This window comes from Bacillus aerolatus (genome assembly GCF_009183655.1).
Taxonomy (GTDB): Bacteria; Bacillota; Bacilli; order Bacillales; family Domibacillaceae; genus Pseudobacillus; species Pseudobacillus aerolatus.
In genome coordinates, this window is record NZ_WEIO01000003.1 from 106,855 (window position 1) to 126,001 (window position 19,147).

The following is a 19,147-nucleotide window of genomic DNA, read 5'->3' on the forward strand; positions in this document are numbered from 1 at the left end:
TTTCCATTATATTTTATCAAACTTTTCTGAAAAATTAGGTTTTTACTAGAGAAACCGCCGCCAGTCATTGAACATTAGCTTTATATTCATTTATTCTTCTGAAACCAATGTTACTTTTCCATGAGTTTCAATCATCTTCCTGTTTCCTTTATAGGAAGCGACAGGTACCCTTACTAAAAGTTGCTCAAATTGTTCTTTTGGCAGCGGGGGACTAAAAAGGTATCCTTGAAACTCTTCACAGCCAACCTTTTTAAGATAGGCAGCCTGGGTATTATTTTCTACTCCTTCTGCTATTACTTTCATTCCGAGTTCTTTAGCCATTAATGTCGTTAACCTTACGATCGCTGCATTCTTTTCGTTTTGTTCCATTGAAGCTACAAATGATCGGTCGATTTTTAGTTTATCAATCTGAAGCTGACTTAAATATTTTAAAGAAGAATAACCTGTTCCGAAGTCATCGATCGAAATGCTGAAACCTATTTTCTTTAGAGATGAGAGTTTGCAGAGGACATATTCAATGTTCTCCATTGCGACACTTTCTGTAATTTCCAATTCCAAATATTTTGGATCAGCACCTGTCTCAATTAAAATACTTTCAACTGTTTCTACAAAATCAGTTTGTTGAAATTGCATAGGTGAAATGTTTATTGCCACTTTCACTGGTGAAATGCCTTTTTTCTGCCAATCGACAATTTGACGGCATACAGCCCTTAATACCCATTCACCCATCCACTTAATAAATCCACTTTCTTCAGCGAGAGGAATAAACCGGTCAGGCAATATAAGCCCTTCTCCTGCTTTATTCCACCTAATTAACGCTTCAGCGCCCACCATTTCATTTGTATTAATAGAAACTTGAGGCTGATAATATAAAACAAACTCTTCTCTTTCGATTGCTTTATGCAGAGAATTTTCTAATTCAAACCCCGAAAGGTTTTTCATAGAAAAATCATAAAATAAAAAATCATTTTTTCCTTTCTTTTTTACTTCGTACATGGCCAAGTCTGCACGTGTTAATAGCGTGTCAAAATCAGTTCCATCGCTTGGATAGAGAGCAATCCCTATACTAGGAGTAATATGGATATCTTTATCTTTTAGAGTATAGGGCTTTCTTAGCTTTGCTAAAATATTCATAGCCGCTTTTTCCGCTTCCTCGATAGATAAATATTTTATTAAAACGGAAAATTCATCTCCGCCAATTCGAAAAGCACGGCAATGACTGCCCCTATTATCACGCAGCCTCTCCCCGACTTCCTGCAGCAATAAATCACCAAAAGAATGGCCCAGATTATCATTAATATTTTTAAAGCGGTCAATGTCTATCATCATCACAGCAAATTGGTTTTCTTTATTGATCAGTAAATCTGAAAATTCCTTCTCAAATAACCTTCTATTAGGAAGGCCCGTCAGCATATCTTGATAAGCGATATGTTCTACCTCATGCAAGGTTTCCTCTAGTTGTTCCGTCCTTTTTTTTACTGTCTGTTCTAAATGCTCATTTATGTTAGAAAGCTTATTGAACAAAGCTTCATTTTCAAACAAGGTAAAAATTTGCCTGATAATGATTAACAGGATAACCATAAAGAAACTCAAAAAAACCGTGTCAGATTTATAAAAGTCAACACCTGCGACGATAAAGAACGCTACAACTGCAGAATAAGGCAAAATAATTTTCAAAAAGTGATTCTTTTTATGTTTATATACTTCTCCATGTTGCGGCAAAGGCTGTTCTTCATGATAGAGTCCTGAAAGACCGATCAGCAAAAGAGTGGATCCCCATAAAATATCAATATTGCTTCCTACAATTTCTACTTTGAGAACTGTTAAATAGGAAGCGATAGTATCCGCTGTAATTAGAAGCAATAAACCAAAAATCAATAACACCTTGGTTTTTCGATTGAAAATAGCATGAGAAGCTGTCAACAAGCTTAGGACGCCAAACAAGACCCCTAAATCTAGAATTGGATAAATAATTTTAATCACATAAAGCTTGCTTGCCGATTGAGACAATAAAGGGGTAAGAATAAACCTCCAGCTCATTGCAGCAGCGACCGACATAATAATTAAAATATCTAAAATCAGTCTCATTGTTCGCAGTCTGCTTTTTAATTGATAGACTAATAAAAGTAAACCCAATAAATAGAAAATATTTTGACATATCCAAAAGGTTCCCGACAAGTTATAAATTGTCTGGTGCGTTTTAGCCGTAAACTCATCATAAGACCAAAGACAAAGAGCTGTTAAATAGCTTAAGCTGCCTAAACAAAGAAACAGCCAAAATTGTCTTTCTGCCTTTTTTGTTTTTTTAAATGTTAAAAAAATCCACCAAATAGAAACGGCAGAAGCGATTATTTGAAAAGAAATTCTGCTTATAAGATATATTTCTGTCCCTTCAACAAGAAGACCAAAAGAATAATTGACTACAATAAATGCCATAACGAAAAGCAAGGCTGCTTTTTTGTTTATTTTTTGAGACATAAGATCCCTCAAATTCCTCAGCATTAACTACTTAAACTTCCAACAGTTGGAGCCCAGGCCATTGTTTCATTAACCAGCTATAATCCTTTTTATCTTTATATAATTTTTCAATATGTATTATAGCTGGTATCACGTAATCTCCTTTATAAAAGATTTTCTCTCCTACTACTTCCATCGGCATCTTATAGACCCTGCGAAGCGCTTTACAAAAAACCCCTTCTAAAAGAGCCACACAGTATTTAATTTCCTTTTGTTCAGCAAAATGCGCAAGTGAGGTGATTAGCCTGTCAAGATTTTCTCCCCTATGCTCTTTCAAAATAGCCGCCTTATCCAGCTCGGCTGTTTGATCCACATATTGTTGAATGGTTTTCAACTTATAAAAAGGAAAAACTTGATTGATATTGTTTTTTTCTTTTAAATTATAAGATTTTACTTCGATTGTCCCAACGTTCATATTATTCTGATTTTTAATAAGAAGCAGCTCTGTAAGGCCTTTAGAAAACTCAAACTCAAATCCTTTTTCCAGCCAGCACTCCATCCAAATCTGGTTAAAAACGTTAGCCTCTTCTAAATTTTCTACAATTTTATACATTGTTCCCCCGCCCATAGCCCCTCATTATGTACACCGCACATATCATGAGTGCTTATCGCCTTCACGCTGATGTTGAATATTTATGTTTTCACCTACTGAATTCGACATTTTCCAAATTCACTTTTTCTTTCTTCAAAAATTCTCTTATTTCTTCCATTGATATACCTAAATTTTTAGCTTCCTTCATTAAGACGATCCACTCTTGGTCTACTAATTGACTTTTCTCCATAAACGATCCCCCATTAATATGGGCAGCTCAGCCGTCATAGCAAACCACACCTTAGACCTGTAGCTTTGCGTACTTACTTTTCAATAAGTTTGCCTTTTTCCTGAATTCCCCCTACAAAACTACTACAAAACACTAAAAGAGACACTCCGTTACTTTTTCTTATATTCATAGACAAATTATACCATGCCATTAAATGGGTTGACATATTTTTCATCAAACACTTTTCGATTCTTTTCGACGGAATACATAAAAAATTTCTATTTCCCTCATTTTATAAAACAAAAAGTGTCAGCTCCTCCGCTGTTTTAAAGCACTAGGGAACTGACACTGATTACCCGTGTTATACAGCTTTCTTTCTACTAATTAGAGTGCCAGGCAACAAGCCTAATTTACTATTTTAGTTAGCTGTATTTTTGTTATTCCTTCAAAGCTTACCTTTATAAGTCCTACGTTCGGTGCGTAATAATCAGTGCCTCCATCATCGGCGGTAACTTCTATCACGTTTCTAAAAGTGCCGGCAGGAGTAGTTATAGTCATGGTCGTTGAGGTTATTTTGTATGTATGCTCATATCCTTGATAACCTACACTCCAAGACTGGCCGACTTTTACAGGGTATTTTAAAAGCTGCCACGATTCAGATTCAGGATAACCGAAATAATACCCTTGGCTATTTTCCTTTTCTACTATTGAATAGGCTTTTTTATTCTTCACATACACATCCCAGAGATCCCATTCAAAATACTTTTTTCCAGAAAACTTATAATAAAGATTTCCCATTTCATCTGATTGATAATGATAAATCTTATTTTTATTTTTTAAGTAAGTTAATTGTACAGGCAATTCAACCTTAAATTTATCGTCTAACGCTCTAGCTAAAAAAGCAGAAAATTGGGCCCGCGTCACTTTTACATTAGGACGAAACGTATTGTCCTCGTATCCTGACGTAAGATTTTCCGCTATAATTCTTTTAACGTGCGGATAGATTGTCATAGAAGATGAGACATCCGAAAAAGGAGCAGCCGCTTCTTCCGTAAGCTTAAAGGCTCTTGATAAGAAAATAGCCATCTGTCCCCGCGTGACAAATTCATTAGGATGATATTTTCCATCCTGAAAGCCGCTGATAATTCCTCTCTCTACGGCAGAAGCGATATAACCACTTGCCTTTTGATCTGCCCCCACATCTGAAAACTTTGTTGCTCTTTGTACTCCATTCAATCCTAAAGCTCTTCCAATCATAATGGCAGCTGCAGCCCGTGTTACTTCTCCATCAGGACGAAAGGTATCATCAGGATAACCAGAAATGATCCCTTTGTTTTCTAAAAATGACATCTCCTTATAAAATCGATGATTCTCTGACAGGTCAGCAAACGCTGCAGCTTTCACACTGAAACTAAAACTGCTGAAGGCCAAAACAAATACGGCTAAAAATGATAAGCATTTTTTCACAATTAAACTCTCCCTCTTTAAGTGTAGATATATCAGCTGTTCGAGCTAACTTCGTGATTACTTCTAACTTCATACTTTTTATTAACTATGTATTTCATTTTTAAATAAGTTAATGCTTTATAAACTTTTTCGAAGTCGGTTTCTTCTTCAGCGTCTAATGTGAGATGGGCAGGTGATTGATAGTTAATCCTTCCTTTATAGCTCATTAAAATAAATACGGCTGGACGCTTGTTGCCGTCCTTCTTCCAATCTACCTCACCATAACAAACATGATACTTAACCGAGCCATCTTTGTTATGATTCGCTGTAATTACTACTTGCTCATGAATATGATGTACTTTAAAATCACTCATTCTCTTAATCTCTCCTTTAAAAAAATTCCCACCCAATATTATTCGGCATAATTCAACTATTTCCTTTATCCTATGAGCGATATCACACTCAAAGTATTTCATCACGATCAGACAGGGGCGATAAACTTGTTAGCTTAAATCCATCACAAGCTTTCACAACCAGACTATCATCACAGTAAAAGCATTTTATTGAATAAATAATATAATTGCCGCTTAACACCTGGGTAATATAGGACGATATAAAACACATAAAACCATTACTTTTGTAGGAATATATCACTAGTAAAATACTTTATAGCGGAGGCGTCATATGTGTTAAAATATCGTTCGTTTTTATTTACTTTTACTTTTTTGCTATTCCTAGGATTATTCACGGCTGATCAAGCGAAAGCCAATTCGGTTGTTAAAGGGACGTTTGTAGAGGTGACGCATGAAGAGGTGCGGTCAGGTGGTGGAGCGACAGAAAAAAGGTTGAAAAACATTACAATTATGAATGATCAAGGGCGAACCATTACATTGAATATTGACCAGTTTGCTGCTTTAACAATCGATACTCTTCCGACAACGATTAATGCTTTTAAACGAGGGATGAAAGTCGAAGCGGATGTAAACTTACGTCGTGTGAAAGAGCTTCGCGGACAATCAGGTGAACACCCTGCAAAAATTGAACACCGAGACAAAGTCGTAACAGGGACTGTGAATCGCATTGCCAAAAACGGCACTTTTCTTTCTGTGCGGCTCGATAATGGACAATCGAAAACATACTATTTAAATGATCAAACGGAAATCTTTAAAGGCACAACACTTGTAGACTTGAGCGTTTTATATGAAGGCGACCGGGTCAAGCTTGTATTTACTGAATATGATACGAATTACATCAGTTCAGTCGAGATTAATACACAAGGCATTAAAATTGAACACCTTTATAAAGGTACGATCCATCAAATGGACCCCGTTCGAAATAAGCTCATTGTAAAAAATGAAAAGGTATTCCGAAATTGGATGTGGCAAACGAAGAGCCCTTCTGGAAACACGAGCTATACCTACTCAACTAAAACACCTATCTATGTAGGTAATCAGCCTATCAAGCGTGATCGCCTTCGTTTCTACACTAATCATGACGTGTATTTCGTCACAGTGAGCCAATTTGGCCAAGAAGTGATTGAGAAAATGGTCATTAAACAAAAAAATGAACGAACATTTTATGAACCGATGACTGCAGTAAATACTTCTTCGAAATGGATTCGTCTTAAAACCGCTGGTCCCATCTATTATCATAACGGGACGATTCTCATTCGGAATGGAAGATTAGTAGATTCGAATAGTTTGCAAGCTATGGGGACAGCCTTTGTCGTAACGGACGGGGCTCAAAAGAGTGAGTTTGCAAATGTGGTGCATATAACAAATGATGGCTTCCAAAGCCCGAACTTAACAAATCATTCGATCTATTTCGGTCAAATTAGTCAGACGAATGGCTACCAGCTTTCGCTGAAAAATACGAAGCTGCTGTCTAATAATTACTGGAAAAACACGACAGCCTCGAGACTTTCATTTAGCAACGACACGATTGCTGTCGAAGATTTCCGCGATTCAACGTTAAGCGTGATACCTAGAAATGAATTCGAAGACAGAACCGGCCAATACGGCTACTTTTATGTGTCGAATAACACCATCGTGGGGGCTCATATCATTGGAAAAAGCAACCTGCCCGCTCAAGTTGTATCAGTAGGACGAATTGATGCGGTAAGCACCAACATTGTGAAAGTTCGTAACGTGAGCCAATGGTGGCAAGGCGTTTGGAAGGAAACCGGTCATATCTCAAGCATGAATATTAAACAAGCGACCATTATTCGCGATGGAAAAGTAATTTCGGCAGATAAGCTGAAGCCTGGTGAACGAATCTACCTTCTCCATGAATCCAGCGTAAAAGGACGTATTCTATTAGTAAATTAGCAGAAAAAAGTAGCATGTAAACGCATGGTTTGCATGCTACTTTTATTCATAGAAATTGACGATCATTAGAAAGGAAATCAATATGACAAAAATTCGCACAAGTTTCACGAAATATTTCTATCTATATATCAGTACGTTTCTCATTTCCCTCTTTGTAAGCGTCCCTTCAGCTGAGGCCGCTCCTCCAGACTTTAATGGCGGGGTTCATAACGAGTATGAATATGAAGAGTATGTCTTTTTATCGGGTGCGCCAGTGAAATTCAGCGGAAAAATGACGGTCACCGAACGAGAAAGAAATGATCAATTGACGAAAACGTATCGCTTTACTTTAACAAATTCAAACGGAAGTAAGCTGTCGCGCAGCATCGTTTACGTAACTGATCTAGAAAAGCGAACAGACAAAGGACAGACAACTACACAAACAGCTGTTAAAAGCTATTCAGAGAAAATCACGATGGGAAAAGTGACTTATACATTAGATGATTATCAATTGTCTCAAGGTGCAATCATAGACAATCGCCCAGCCTCCGATTATTACTCCGGGAATGTGGTTGGCAGAAAGACATACAAAACCAATACGGACGAAATCATTACCATTCATTTCAGTGGCCGGAATGTGGGGTATGAAAACTTCTGGGGAGCGACGGAAACACAGTTCATCGACTATGAAATTGTCTCTAACCAAGGAAAAGCCTTTATCACAAGTAAAGTATCAGACAGCAAAACAAAAGTGCTGAAATATGAGCCTCATGATCCGTCGTTGTCCAGCTTTACCGGCGGCCATGCCCTCATCAGTTCACAAAATATGATTGGAGAGTATTCGTACGATATTCCATATGGAAGCGGGACAGGCACCGTTCACGTGAATCAAGAAATGGTTCCAGTCATTGAGCGGCTCATCGTGCCTAAATTTCGTGATTTAAATGGGCATTGGGCAAAAGATAACATTGAACGCTTGTATTCTCTTGGTGTTTTTGATGAATCGAGCCGGTTTTTTTCACCGAATACTCCGATGAATCGATACCAGTTTACCGTTGGGGTATTAAAGTCAGCTGACATTCGTGTACTTGAACAGCCTAAAAACCAACGCGCACCTAAAAAAGCAATTTTTGCCGATTTAGATCCGAAAGATCCTGATTACTTATACATTGAAAGTGCTTATCACAAAGGAGTGTCTAAAGGGGTCAGCGCCACTAAATTTATGCCAGAAGGCCCGTTAACCAGGGCTCAAGCTGTCGCCATACTTGTGCGCGCCTTAGGGTTGGAGAATCGTGCACCAACTCCTGGTTATCAAACGGGCTATGCCGATAACAACTCTATTCCGAAATGGGCCAAAGACAGTGTGTACGTGGCGACAGAAATCGGATTAGTTTACGGGGATGGAAGAAATCGTTTCAATCCGTATCAAGAGATGACAAGAGCCGAAGCGTCCGCTATGATTATCCGGTTTCTTAACTTCTTAGAAAAAGACTTACAGCAAAACTACCGGGATGATATGCTGTTTTTTCAATAAATGAAAAGGACGAATATAGATGACTGTTTTCAAAAAAAGGACTGTTTGTCTTCTTCTCATTCTGCTGCTTATGGCATCGGCTCTAGTTAGCCATACAAGCGCAGCAAGCCTATTCAAGGATGTACGAACTGACCACTGGGCTTATCCATCCATTGAATGGGCGGTCAAAAAAGGATTAGTAAAAGGCTACTCAAACGGCACATACGCGCCGCAGCGTGCTTTAACCGAAGCAGAATTTATTACAATGCTGATCCGCTATGATTGTACAAATAAAAAACTAGGCCACTCACAAGGAACTCCCGATGAGCATTGGGCTTCTGACAACTATCGTTATTTAAAGAGTAAAAACATCCCTCTGGCGGGCTATTCAAATATAAAACTTCGTGATCAACCGATAACGAGAGGGCAAGTCGCGCGAATTGTGGCTGCCTTTGAAGGTATTGATCTAAGCGAGCCTTATGCCGTTCAATACATGTATATTCAAAATTTATCAAGTGGAATGACCGGCAAGAAGGATTATAACGATTATGGCGTGAACCGCTCATTAACCCGTGGGGAAGCAGCCGTTTTTCTTAACCGTCTGTCTAAACGCGGCAATTGCCAGATGATTGGCTTAAGCGCTCCAGCCGATGGACGGGATGACGATCGATATGAGCTGCCTTTGAATTTCTTCGGGAATAAAACCATTGTATTTCCAACACCGGAAAACTTGGATCAGCCGCCAGCAGCACTAAAGCCTATTGATTCACGTCTAGAAGAAGTCGATATTGAAAAAGAAACGTTGATTGCGAATGGGATGGATTCCACGTTTATTACTCTGAAGCTGAAAGACTGTTACGGGAACCCAATCTCATATGATGAGCTTCTTTATTTTCAAGTTTCTTCAAACGCGGGAACTATTTCTAAAGAAGACTGGGCAGAAGGATATTGGAACGAGAAAGCATACTCACAGACAGATGGCCCGGAGCTGACAGTTAAAGTGACTGCTCCAAAATCGAGTACGGTTCAACAAGATACCATTTCTTTTCAAATAAGCGAATATGACGAAAGCAAGATTAATATGGCGTGCTTCCGGCAGCCAGTCACTGTTCCATTGACCTATGTACCGAAGGCAGAACTTCAAGTAAAAACAGACAGTAACTCCTTGTCGGCAGACGGTGTGACAACGACTCAAGTAACGGCAACAATCGTCCGCCCCGGCGGTCAAGCGATCACAGATTTTAATGGAAGAGTCCGCTTTCGCTCAGCCCAAGGAGCTTATTTGTCTGCCCAGGAAGCCAACTTTTTTAATGGAACAGCCAGTACAACCTTAACAGCAATTTCGGCCTCTCATCCCGTGACGGATGAAATTTTTGCTGAAATTGTGCAAGTCGATTCCCGTTACAAGGTGGATATCGACTCCGTTCTTGGTAAAAGCCATAGCAGTGAAGTTGTCTATGATCCGGGCCTCAAGGTAGATAACAGCTGTCCGAGAGACGACCTAGAAGTGGCGTTCATTATCGATTCCTCCGGGAGCATGAAACGAAATGATGCCGAGCGGCTGCGAGTATCGAAGTCAGAAGAATTTATTTCAACTTTAAATGCACCGAGGAACATTGCCGCTCACTTTAACTCGAGAGGATATCTTCTAAGCGGACCAGACCTTCCAGCACCGGTTAGTACAACATTTAAATACGTCTTCCAATCAGGCGGGACAAATATTGGTGAGGGATTGGAGAAGGCATTTAATCAATTTTCCAGCCAAGGTCCAAAGGTCGCGATTCTTTTAACAGATGGCCAATCAAGCGAACGCAAAGCACTCGAGATGATAGATAAAGCCAATGATAACAATATTAAAATTTATACAATTGGACTCGGAGATAAAAAACGGTTAAACGAAGCCCTGTTACAAAGAATGGCCAGCGAAACGGGCGGACAATATTTCCACGTTCAAGAAAACATTAATATCGGTACAGCTTACCAATCTATCCTTAACGACATCTCATGCGGCATTCCGTACCCGAGCTGTGCACAATCCAGTTACGTATTCTCTGCACCTGCAATAGAACTAACAAGCACAAACTTCTATATGAACACGTATATAAATAAAAACTGCGGAGAAATAGCTAAAGTAGTCGTACGCTTCCATGCAGCCGGTGGCGACATTGATTATGAACTCATCCCCCGTGGACAAAACTATTACGCACTAAAAAAAGGAAGATATGAAATTTCAAAGCTTGATTTGTTTAAAGAAGGCACCTTCCTCGCCTACGACACAGCAGGAAGACTCGTCGGACAAAGACTCATTTCTATGCGGGATAAATAAAAACAGCCTTCAGACTTGAATTGAGTCTGAAGGCTGTTTCGTTTTATAAAAAGGCAGTGTGCATATTATGTTTGTTCACGATTCCTAGTTGTTATTCGATTGTATATATACATCATACTTAATTCTATACCATATTTAACACCCCCTTTCTTACGGGGAGCGCCAACCGTCCATCCGCTTTATGTAGTTGCTAGTTTAATTTTATTAGTTCAATTCCGGAAAATCTATGAAATAAAAGAAGAGAGCCCATCACTTTGCTTAAATGGCTCTCTATCTCTAGTTGGATTTCTACAAAATCTATCAAGCTTCGGGGGAGTGACACCCTATCCAATGCGCAGCCGAGGGGTTTTGTGTATGGATTATGCTTCCGTGTCGAACGCTGCCTTTTCAATAGGAAGCACCAATTACTCATTCTCTTTATATATCGGGGAATGATAGGCTTCCTCCTTAAAATACACCTATCAAAATAACAAAAAAGAAGAGCTATTCACTTATTATGTGATTGCTCTTCTTTTTTGTTACTATTCTGTTGAGATATATCAAGAAGTAACAGCCACTATGATTATTTCCGCACTCACCTTACCGATCTTACTGAAATATTTCCTTCTGAGTCAACTTCAATTACGATAGAATACTCGTTCTCCACTTCTTCTGCCTTAACCCTTACACCTAAGATCCGATAAGCGTTGATTTCACCTTTATCTGTTCCTTCACTTTTGAAATGAATTTTCCACTCACCGTTTTCTTCTTTTACTTCACTGCTGATGGTCACGCCGTCAATTGTTACAGTTTCCGACCAATTTCCGTAATCTTGTAAGCGAACTCGAATATTTTCAGAAGTAATTTTCAAGTCTTCCAAGCCAGTAATCTTTGCTTCTGTATCCGGATTAGCCTCAGCATCTACGACTTGGAAGCTTCTCCAAATGATTTGACTAGGACGCGAATTTTCAAAATCAACTCGATTGTTCGTGCTATATATATCATAGAATACATCCTTTATAGCTTCAGGAATAGTGACCTCATAACGATTCGGTATAATATTTCCATTTTCATCTTTCTCTTCTTTTAAAATGAACTCTACATCGTGGCCAATATTTGAGCCAGAAACTCGTTTTAGCATATGAAGTAATGTATTTAGTTCTTTTATATTCGTATTCTCCGCTTCAAATGTCAGCTTACCGAGTCCTGTAGTTTTCAGATTTTGGATAACAACAGGCACTTGAATCTTATAAATTCCCTTCGACTGGCCGTTTTCAGCGGTAACAATCAAACGATCGCCGTGCTCAATGATTCCACTGCCTTTTACTTTTCCATCTGCGCTTTGTACTTGATAAGATTGCACAGAACTATCTGCTGACTGAATGCTTTCCATTAATTGATCCACAGACACACCGGATTTTAGGCGAATGGTTCTATTAACAGGATAATGATCAATATACCGAATATACGAATTATCTACTTTTGGATGAAATTTTGTTTCACTGCTTGTTGTGTCAGCACTTGTCGAAGTAGGAATCACAACAGCTACTATTTCATTCCCCACATAATAATTTCCAACTCCAACATTAATAACAGCATATTCTTTAATCGATTCCCCGCTTGTATTTAAACGATTTAAAATTAACTTCCCCGAGGCATCTACGCTAAGGTACTTAGCGGCTCCTGTCACATAACTATAGTCCTCACCCTTTTGCATTTCGTTGCCCAAGTCGCTTACTTTCACTTTTAAATTTTCAGACTTTTCCTTATAAAGTAAATCAGAAATCGAAAGACCGATCGTAGGATCAGTTATTTCTACTTCTTTCTTCACCTGTCCGATAAATTCCTCGGCTGCCTTCTTGTTGAATAAATAGTCAGCGTAATCTACTCTATATTCCAAGTGTTCCTTTTCAGTGAACTCACTGCTCAGTGATTGTACGAGTGCTCTCGCAGCATCAATTTCTTCCTGAGTAAGCCCCTCTTTTAACCTTTCTTCCGATTCTTCATAATCATACCAGTCTTCTTTATACAAACCGTCAACTGCTTCTCTTGCCTTTTTATACGCATCTACTTTATCTTTTAATTCAACATTGACAGCTGCAACAAGTTTCGAAATATCTGCGCGAGTATTCAAGGAATCCTGCTGTTTAATGACTTCTTCCCGGTATCTCTTCATGCTGATCGAATCTTGTTCTGTTATATTTCTATGATTCTCTTTTATACTTCCGTCTTCCCTTTTTATTTCCTCTATTTCATAAGCAGCTCTCGGTAAATACCAGCCCAATTTATCTCCCATTTCATTTGCTGCATACTTAATCATGAATACATCCAGGCTTTCATAATTTTCCGGTGTATGTTCACCTTCTTTTATCGTTTCGTACAGTCTTCCCGAGAATTGCCAATCTATTTCCACAAGAAATTCATTTAGCTTAGCAGGATCAAAATCATCGCCATAACTTAACTCCACTGCCGGAATTCCGTCTATCCAATTCCATTTAACGTCCGAGAAATCATATATTTTCGTAGCTTTGTCCACATTGAACAAGTAAACATTTTGGAACATTTGCTGTACTGTCTTGCCTTCAGGATTCATGAGTGACTTTATGGTTAATGTCTTTTTCTCTTCATCCACAAGCATATCTACTCCGTACCAATGCCATACTTCGTTGATATCAACGAGGTCGACAATTTCATTCTTGTCATTCACTTGATACATAAATATTTCATGGTTGCTCCATAAAATAAATTCTTCATCAGCTTTATACTCTTTGGCATTGGCCGGTACTTGTTCCCCAACTTTAGGCTTTTTAAATTCGTGCATATTATTTCTGTTCACTGTTAAATATTTAACTTTATGCGCACCCGGGTTTTTAACATTTAATTTCACATAACCAAACCGTTCAGTGCTTAGTAAACCAGCATCAAAGAAATCTTCTGTTTCATTTCCCGGTGGTGTTGGATTACTGTCACCGCCCCCTGTTCCAGGAGTTGTTGTACTACCGCCACCTCCAGCTGAATTCGGAGGTGTCACAGGCTCCGCCGGCTTATAGTCTGGATTCTTCGTGCCTCCGACCTGTTCTACCCGGTCTTTCACCTGATCGTAATTCTGTACCACATCCTCTGCTTTTTTCCCCTCTGGAACAGTGATGTTTGTAATCTTCGCATTATCGCCAATCGTTACTTTTGAGTTTTCATTTTTCGATTCAAGGTTTTTAATTTGGCCCTTAGTGTCGAGTGTGACTGTTTTGTCAGTGTTGATAATCACATTCTCGATATTTCCTTTGCCGGTCACTTTAATGTCATCGTTTGATTCGATGATGATGTCTTTAATGGTGACGTTCAGTTCCACGAGCGTCACGCCTTTTTTAATGTCGACTTTCGGAATGATGACGTCCGGATCAGCAAAAATATTAGCGTTCGCATGTAAGGATACAGACGTAACTTTTGTGCTGCCCATTGCTGAGAAATAGACATCTTCCTTGGCGATTTCAATCGTTGCAATCGTTGAATCTTTAAAAATGATCGTAATCTTCGTTTTTGGGTTTTCCGCAGCCGCCCGGTAAGAAGCAGCTTTTGCCGCCGCTTGATCTGCCACACGCGTGTTGCCTTTCACCGTCAACTTTTCGGAGATAAAACTGTTTTGCACTTTTTCCGTCAACGCCAAATCGCCATTAATAGTCAAGTTTTTCACTTCGTAATAATCGCCCTGCACTGAAACGGAACCATCAATCACAGCCCCGCCTGCGTCAAGCAGTGCATTCGCCGAAGCCGATCCACTGCTGTTGAGCGTAAGTGATGTAATCTTTTCAATAGCACCGTTTTTGCTTTCAAATGCAATGACGGCTCCCTTTAAAGCTGCACTGTTCTTTGCAGTGAACAACCCTTTCAAAGAAGCAGACACCTGATACGTTTCTCCATTGATCGTTACAATGCCATCTTTGACAGATTCAACTGTAAATGACTTTTCTTTGACTTTCTCAGTCGCTTTCTTGGCACGACTCGCAAAAGCAACAAGCTCACCACGTGTCACTTTCGCATCCGGCGCAAAACTGTCTTTCGTTTTTCCAAACGTCACTTCGTTTTGCACTAATGCCTGAACGTATGTATAGTACCACTTTTCTTTTTTAACATCTTTAAATGCAACAGCTGTTGCTACACCGCTTTTCAACTTAAACGCTTCGCCGATCAAGCGTGAAGCTTCCGCACGCGTTAATGTCTGATCTGGACGGAATGTCTTGTCTGTAAAGCCGCTCATTACTTTGTTTTGAACGAGCGCTGCCACCGCTTCGTAATACCATTTTCCTTTTTTAATATCTTTCAAGCCTGGATCTTTCAAAGATTTCATATCCAACTCTAAAATGTCGGCCACCATTTTCGCTGCCTGTCCACGTGTAACTGACTCCTGCGGGCGGAAAGTCCCGTCCGTAAATCCATTAATCTTCCCTTGGTTATAAAGATCTAATATTTCCGGATACAAGACGTTGCCTTTCTTGACGTCAGTAAAGAACTTTTCCGAAGCTGCATCAACAGTCGGCGCTGCTGAGCTAACCGCTACTGCCGTTGCAGCGGCCGTTAAAAATAAATGAGACTTGTTTAACTTTTTCATTTGGACCTCCCTAATACTAAAGTTTTAAGTTTGTTTTCCACTCTAATAGAAATAGGTAAATAGAATTAAACGCAACTTAATATTACCATTTAATCTAATTTTTCAATAGACTTTCGGCTAATAAAGGTGGTGTTTTCTGAAAGTTAGATAAACCAGATTACCGGGCTCCAACCAAAACGTTGCAAATAAGTTTACTTATCGTCGTTCTCTACATACCGGCGGTAATTTAAGAGGCTTTTACCTTTTGGCTGTCGGACAAGTCAGTGCGAGTTACAAATGGATAGGGCGAAGAATTGGCGTGTGTGTAATAGTGGTAGCTGTTGCTTCCATTTTAGTGAACATTGGTTTTCTTGTGCTAATCGGATTCCGATGGATATATGAAGGTCTTGGGGAGCTAGAACAGGAGAGCTTTAAAATCGCTGTTAAAAAACATAGCCTAGGTGCTGACATTTGCAATTGTAATAATCGCTGCAGTATTTGTTGAAAATGGTCATAACTGTGGATATAGAACATTCTTTAAACTTTAACAGAAGATGACAGTGATTGGTCACTGTACAAAAAGCATAAATGGAAATCGGAAAATCAATATATGTATACTGTTGAAGGAGATGAAATATTAAAAATAGCAGCTGCCTTTCTATGAGACTCCCTAGTGTCATTCATATACTTTAGTACGTCCATTTTAAACTCTAAAGAATAATCTGTATACCTTGGGATTAGCCCTTCCACTCCATGTAACTCATATAACCCAACCCATTTCATAATAAATCGATGATCGACCCCGTTTCCTCTTCCAGCAGCCCGTAGAATTTAAACTCTTCAAGGTATCCTTTGACGACAGCTAATTTTGTTCCTAATGAATATTTCTCCATAAAAAACTGCACCTCCAATTGTTAGTTGTGTCTAACAATTGGGGTGCAGTTCACTAGTGGCTCTTTGCTTTTTCAGATTTTATTGCTTTAGAGCAATAAAAATCCATAAACTTTATTAATTATTCAGTTTCTGAACCAGTAGTTGGAGCTGGTGTTTCTGGAACTGGAGTAGCCGGGACATCAACTGTAATAGATGTTGTAGCAACAATGTTATCGTTTTTGTCTTTCAAAGTATAAACTAATATACCTTTATCTCCTGCAACAGTAGTTGTTCCAGTAATAGCATTAGTAGCTGTTTTTAGGTTTGCACTAGAGTTAGAAGTTGCTTTGATTTCAAGAGCGCCTAAATCTACATCTTCTCCGTTAAATGTGCCATTTCCATCTTTATCAAGGTAAAGATCGCCGGAATTTGAGTTGTCTTTGATACGCACTTGTCCAACTGAAGCTGGAGAAAGCGTAATACCTTTTACAACATCATCAGAGTTTTCTCTTTCAGTTACTTCTAGGGCATCCAAGAAGTTAAGTGTTTCACCTACATAGTTAACTGTTCCACGATTAACCCAGTCAACTTTAGTGATTTTCGGTGCATTATCAACAACAGCTACTGTTACTTTTCCAACATATGAACCGTCGCCTTTGTAAACAGCGATATCAGTAGAACCAGCTTTTACAGCAGATACTTCAATTGTATTGCCATTAATTGCTGCACTAACAATTTTGTTGTCGAATTTCAATGAGTATCCAGTTAAAGGAGCCACACCGTTCTTAACGTTTTCGGAAGTATAGTTAACCAATTCTAATTCTAAAGCAGCATCATCAGTGCTGTCTTTAACAATAGTAAAATCTTCAGATTGGCTATTTTCTGTTAATTCAAGAACTTGTTTCGCAACATTATTTACTTTTGTTACTTCAAAGCCAAGATTACCAAGGAATTTGTCATCTTTTTTGAAGTATACAGTTCCTGAACCAAGTTTAGATCCTACAGTTAAAGCAACTTCTCCTTTACCTTCATTATCGAAGTTAGTTAAAGAAGATGAAGTAAAGTAATCAGCCGGTGCTACAACAGTAACCTCTGCATCTCCAACAATTGGATCACCATATTGGTCTACAGCTGTAACTTTAACTGTGCGTTGTCCACCAGTAAGTAATTTCACAGGTGAAACTTCAGGAGTAACTTTTGTAACTTTACGCTCTGCAGCAGCAACTGTCATATTGATTTCTTTAGTCAAAGTACCATAAGTTACAGTTACTTTTGCTGTGCCTGGTGCCTCAGCAGTTAGCACTCCGTTATTTACAGAAATTACAGACGAGTTAGAAGACTGAACTTTATATCCAGTTTCAACTTCTGTTTTATCAGAGCCAGAAGCAATCGTAACTTCTGAAACTTCAGCAGTATCTCCAACCACTAGTGTAGCGCTTTTTTGAACAAAAGAAGCTGCCGTAGTATTTGTTAATTCCACTTCACTAATTGCAGATGCTGCGTTGTCTAGATTAACAATTGTAATTGTCGCTCTTTCAGAAACAAGTACGGAACCCGCTTTAGAAACAGTCGCTTGTACTTGATATTTAAGAGCTCCGTTTGGAAGATCACCAAAGTCAGCTTTAAGTTCACCAGTGCTTGCATTAATAGTACCTGTTGGAGCAGCTGTACCATTCTCATTGAAAGCAGCAAATTGTACTGTATAGCCATTAGCAGTTAAATAGTTATAATCCGCTTTTTCGTTATTTACTAAAAGGGAAACTTTTTGCCCTGGAGTATCATTGTCAAATGTTCCATTTTCCACATTCACAGTATTAACAGTGTATGTGTAAGTGAATTTAAATTCTTTTACATCTTCATTGATTGTTGTTTTCACAACTGTTTCTTGGTTTGGAACAAGGTTAGCAGTAAGTTTTACTGTTGCTTTTGTTCCATCATCATTTGCAGAAATTGTTGCAACAGAGTTTCCAGCAACGCTGATATTTTCAGCTTTTAGGTTTTGAAGATCTGTACCAGTGAACTCAAGTGTTTGAGCTCCTGTAGCTTTAACAGCAGTAACTGTTGGGGCTACTACTTCTGCAGTTTCAAGTTTGTGTACGAAAATCGCGAACTCACCGCGTTTAATTGCATCAGCTGTACCGAAAGATGTTGGTGTTTTACCTTTAGTAACGTCAGCTGCTACAAGGGCTTTAACTGCTGCATCGTAACGTGAAGATACGTCAGTGAAGCTGTGAGAAGCTGTTCCAGTAAGGTTGTAGGCTTTAGCAAGAATTAATGCCATTTCGCCACGAGTCAGTTGGTCAGCAGAACCATATGAAGTTTCTGATTTACCGTTTACAATCCCGGCTGCTTTAAGAGCATTAACCGCACCTTGAGCACGCTCAGGAACGTCAGTAAAACCTGAAGCTGGAGCTTTTTCTGTGTCTAATTTAAGAGCTTTCGCAAGCATAACAGCTGCGTCTACACGTTTAATTTCAAGAGCAACACCGAATTGAGTTTCAGTTGTACCTTGTGCAATTCCGTTGTTTACAAGGTAATCAACTGCTTCTTTGTAACGATCAGATACATCTGTGAAAGATGCTGCAAATGCAGGTGTTACTGCTGTTGCTACTAATGTAGCTGTTGCTGCTGTAGCAACGAATTTACGATAAGACTTTGGTTGGTAAGCCATGTAATAGTTCCTCCTGTTTTGTAAAGTAATCTTTTAATTTATGAAACCAAACAGCAACGCAACGAAGCCGCTTGTTTCTTACATCGGTTCTTGTTGAGAAATCTTTAGTGCTAATCTTCACAAATATTATGTAACATTTGGGCCGATTGCCAGATTTAAACTCAAGTTCC

Annotated in this window: 11 protein-coding genes and 1 riboswitch; of the genes, 3 read left to right on the forward strand and 8 right to left on the reverse strand. The window is 38.9% G+C overall.

All coding sequences use genetic code 11. The features are described 5' to 3' along the window. Positions 1-90: 90 nt before the first annotated feature. From F9802_RS06620 to F9802_RS06640, 5 genes are all read right to left on the reverse strand, one after another. The gene (locus F9802_RS06620; RefSeq protein WP_191991789.1) at positions 91-2,478 is read right to left on the reverse strand and encodes a putative bifunctional diguanylate cyclase/phosphodiesterase; all 2,388 of its coding nucleotides are present in this window, start codon (positions 2,476-2,478) and stop codon (positions 91-93) included. 31 nt (positions 2,479-2,509) lie between these two features. After that, positions 2,510-3,070, reverse strand: coding sequence for a hypothetical protein (locus tag F9802_RS06625; RefSeq protein ID WP_152150386.1), 561 nt, complete (start codon positions 3,068-3,070; stop codon positions 2,510-2,512). A gap of 88 nt (positions 3,071-3,158) precedes the next feature. After that, the gene (locus tag F9802_RS06630; RefSeq protein ID WP_152150387.1) at positions 3,159-3,299 is read right to left on the reverse strand and encodes an anti-repressor SinI family protein; all 141 of its coding nucleotides are present in this window, start codon (positions 3,297-3,299) and stop codon (positions 3,159-3,161) included. 18 nt (positions 3,300-3,317) lie between these two features. Next, positions 3,318-3,403: riboswitch (cyclic di-GMP riboswitch) on the reverse strand. 280 nt (positions 3,404-3,683) lie between these two features. Continuing rightward, complete coding sequence (locus tag F9802_RS06635) at positions 3,684-4,745, reverse strand: S-layer homology domain-containing protein (protein ID WP_152150388.1); 1,062 nt, start codon at positions 4,743-4,745, stop codon at positions 3,684-3,686. A gap of 32 nt (positions 4,746-4,777) precedes the next feature. Beyond that, a complete protein-coding gene (locus F9802_RS06640) occupies positions 4,778-5,098 on the reverse strand; it encodes a hypothetical protein (protein ID WP_152150389.1) in 321 nt (106 codons plus the stop codon). Positions 5,099-5,410: 312 nt separating this feature from the next. On the opposite strand from F9802_RS06640, the gene F9802_RS06645 reads away from it, so the two are divergent. The 3 genes from F9802_RS06645 to F9802_RS06655 all read left to right on the forward strand — a co-directional run bounded on the left by F9802_RS06645 (position 5,411) and on the right by F9802_RS06655 (position 10,869). Next, positions 5,411-7,051 carry a hypothetical protein gene (locus F9802_RS06645; protein ID WP_152150390.1) on the forward strand — a complete coding sequence of 547 codons (1,641 nt, stop codon included), beginning with the start codon at positions 5,411-5,413 and terminating at the stop codon, positions 7,049-7,051. An 82-nt stretch (positions 7,052-7,133) separates the two neighbouring features. Beyond that, positions 7,134-8,564: an S-layer homology domain-containing protein gene (locus tag F9802_RS06650; protein WP_191991790.1), complete on the forward strand. Its 1,431-nt coding sequence runs from the start codon at positions 7,134-7,136 to the stop codon at positions 8,562-8,564. Positions 8,565-8,583: 19 nt separating this feature from the next. Next, positions 8,584-10,869 carry an S-layer homology domain-containing protein gene (locus tag F9802_RS06655; RefSeq protein ID WP_152150391.1) on the forward strand — a complete coding sequence of 762 codons (2,286 nt, stop codon included), beginning with the start codon at positions 8,584-8,586 and terminating at the stop codon, positions 10,867-10,869. Positions 10,870-11,443: 574 nt separating this feature from the next. On the opposite strand, the gene F9802_RS06660 is transcribed toward F9802_RS06655, so the two are convergent. From F9802_RS06660 to F9802_RS06670, 3 genes are all read right to left on the reverse strand, one after another. Continuing rightward, a complete protein-coding gene (locus F9802_RS06660) occupies positions 11,444-15,454 on the reverse strand; it encodes an S-layer homology domain-containing protein (protein ID WP_152150392.1) in 4,011 nt (1,336 codons plus the stop codon). 422 nt (positions 15,455-15,876) lie between these two features. Beyond that, entirely contained in the window at positions 15,877-16,113 is a 237-nt protein-coding gene (locus F9802_RS20210) for a transposase (RefSeq protein ID WP_152150393.1), read from the reverse strand. Between the two features lie 332 nt (positions 16,114-16,445). Beyond that, on the reverse strand, positions 16,446-18,977 hold the full coding sequence (locus F9802_RS06670) for an S-layer homology domain-containing protein (RefSeq protein ID WP_152150394.1): 2,532 nt from the start codon (positions 18,975-18,977) through the stop codon (positions 16,446-16,448). Positions 18,978-19,147: the final 170 nt, after the last annotated feature.

Coding starts and splice junctions, on each gene's coding strand:
- F9802_RS06620 (WP_191991789.1), bottom strand. CDS start 2,478: ATGTCTCAAAAAATAAACAAAAAAGCAGCCTTGCTTTTCGTTATGGCA.
- F9802_RS06625 (WP_152150386.1), bottom strand. CDS start 3,070: ATGTATAAAATTGTAGAAAATTTAGAAGAGGCTAACGTTTTTAACCAG.
- F9802_RS06630 (WP_152150387.1), bottom strand. CDS start 3,299: ATGGAGAAAAGTCAATTAGTAGACCAAGAGTGGATCGTCTTAATGAAG.
- F9802_RS06640 (WP_152150389.1), bottom strand. CDS start 5,098: ATGAGTGATTTTAAAGTACATCATATTCATGAGCAAGTAGTAATTACA.
- F9802_RS06650 (WP_191991790.1), top strand. CDS start 7,134: ATGACAAAAATTCGCACAAGTTTCACGAAATATTTCTATCTATATATC.
- F9802_RS06655 (WP_152150391.1), top strand. CDS start 8,584: ATGACTGTTTTCAAAAAAAGGACTGTTTGTCTTCTTCTCATTCTGCTG.
- F9802_RS06660 (WP_152150392.1), bottom strand. CDS start 15,454: ATGAAAAAGTTAAACAAGTCTCATTTATTTTTAACGGCCGCTGCAACG.
- F9802_RS20210 (WP_152150393.1), bottom strand. CDS start 16,113: ATGACACTAGGGAGTCTCATAGAAAGGCAGCTGCTATTTTTAATATTT.
- F9802_RS06670 (WP_152150394.1), bottom strand. CDS start 18,977: ATGGCTTACCAACCAAAGTCTTATCGTAAATTCGTTGCTACAGCAGCA.